The organism is Xanthomonas cissicola (assembly GCF_008801575.1).
GTDB lineage: Bacteria > Pseudomonadota > Gammaproteobacteria > Xanthomonadales > Xanthomonadaceae > Xanthomonas > Xanthomonas cissicola.
Genome location: NZ_VZPL01000177.1, coordinates 1 through 1986, shown reverse-complemented (window position 1 = coordinate 1986; position 1986 = coordinate 1). Strand labels below are relative to the sequence as shown.

The window sequence follows — 1986 nt, the reverse complement described above, 5'->3', positions numbered from 1 at the left end:
TAATGCTGTCCGGCGGCAGCTGAAGCCGCCAGATAAGCGCAAAATCTCGTCTTACATACCCAATTTACGCGTTACTGGCGCTCTCTATGCTGATATTTTTAGGTCTTGAGAGTTGTTCAGACCTTCCTTAGTTGCGAGGGGCGTAATCGCAGCGCGAAATCAGAAACGCTCGTATCGCCCGTATTTCCGCGCATATCTACGATCATGGCGTCATCCCGCATTGAGCCAGAGACGTTATGAATGACTACGGTTCTTTTCGCTACCTGCCTGCAGATGGTTGGTACGCCGCCTATCCCTCCACCGATACCGGTGAAGAGCGCATCTTCCAGCGTGTAGCGCTATGGCGGGTCGCCCCGCACGGAACGATTGTTGGCCTGATCTCGTTGCCCGACGACGGCCAGGGCGAGATCGAGTCGCAGCTTCTCAGCGCTCCCCGCGGACAAGGAGTCCACTACATCCACATCGATGACTTGACTGAAGAAGAACGCAAGCAGATCCGCCACAGACGTTTCAGCTGATCGCAGCTGCTGGGCCTTCTTGGGCGGGGAAGGGATCATGAGGGTCGGCAGGGATTCTTGAAAAATTTCTATGCTGACAACGAGTTAGCTAACTTTTAGCTGTTTTTTTACACGAATCTCTGCCGACCCTCTATGCCGACCCTCTATTTGGCCGTGTAGATGTCCTCGGAGGAGATGCCGAGCTTGACCGCGCCGCGCTCCACTGCATCAAGGAATTTCTGCACCGACTGCACGACGGATTCCGTGTCGCCGGGCATCTGCCCGAGTTTGAACAGCAGCAACAGGTTGAAGCCGTCGGCCATCAAGTCGAGCAGGCTCTGCGGCTGGGACTGCGGCGCGCTCGCCAGGCCGTGCGTGCCCTGTGACGTCAGCGACGGCATCGGACCGGGGGTGGGTGGCAACGAATGCATCATGAGGTCACCGCGACAAGTTCCATCTTCAGGTCATGAATACCGGCCGGCACGTAGAGCATCATGGACTGCGCCTTGAGCATGCGCTCGTACAGCTGCCCGGACGCACCGGGATCGCCGCCACCGTATGCACCGCATCGCCTTCTCCGGCGGCTTGCTCGAAGCACCAGGCCAGGCCGGCATCGGCTAGCAGGAGGGCGGGGCTAGCGCCGCATCCATTTAGCGCGTTATTGATCGGCCAGTACCCATTGCACCTTGCGGCCTTCGTGCAACGGAAGCTCGTCGCCCTCGTTGAACTGCGCGGCCGCGTTGAGACCGTCCATGACCAGCCAACGGCCGGCCTGGGATGCGCGCTGACCGCTCATGGCCGATACTTGCCGGCGCTGCGGTTGATCGCTTGCTGCGACGATGGCCGCACGGTCATCGGGCTGGATGAATACATAGCCGGCCTCTTCTTCCGGAATGGTGCCGTCCTCGTAGCGGTCGTCGCGCCAGAGCAGGCGCCAGACGACATCTATATTCAAGACGTCATCTTCGATCTCTTGGCTGGCTTTTGGTGCGGCAGAGCCGCCATGCAAGTAGTTCATTGCCGCGATGTACGGCAGGAAACCGTTTGGCACATTCGGCTTGGAAAACAGGCTGAATTTCTTTGGCTTCGGCGCATCGACCGGCTCCCAGATGCCCGAGCAGGGGATACGACTGCCAGTGGCAACCAGCGTGTTCTCAACGGGGTCAGGTACGTCCGGAATGACCGGAGGAAAATGCATCCTGGAAACATTTTTCTGGAACCATTCTCCATAAATGTTATGGGCTGGATCTTCGAAGTAACGACCTTCGATGATATCTGCCCAGATTTCGTTTCCGAGATGACGCATCTTTTCAAGGCATTCAGAAAATTCATCCCATAGCGGCGTCAAGTCCTTGTTTATACCATTCTCACCAATCTCGATTCGCCAAATCAGCTGAATGAAATGGCTGACGATTCGATGCCCCATGACGAATTCGCCATTGGCATCGAACTTGAAGACGCGCTTGTCGCCCTTGCGCAGCCTGCGCAC

2 protein-coding genes and 1 pseudogene are annotated in these 1986 nt (G+C 57.3%); 1 reads left to right on the top strand and 2 read right to left on the bottom strand.

The genetic code is table 11. The annotated features are described in order from the left end of the window. The first annotated feature begins 236 nt into the window (after nt 1-236). On the top strand, nt 237-518 hold the full coding sequence (locus F7R02_RS25165) for a hypothetical protein (RefSeq protein WP_002801620.1): 282 nt from the start codon (nt 237-239) through the stop codon (nt 516-518). Between the two features lie 146 nt (nt 519-664). Here F7R02_RS25165 and F7R02_RS25160 read toward each other — a convergent pair. Further along, nucleotides 665-931: pseudogene (locus F7R02_RS25160) on the bottom strand (DotU family type IV/VI secretion system protein); the annotation flags it as partial. A gap of 224 nt (nt 932-1155) precedes the next feature. Continuing rightward, on the bottom strand, nt 1156-1986 hold an 831-nt coding region (locus F7R02_RS25150), incomplete at its 5' end, for an Imm71 family immunity protein (protein ID WP_151210311.1).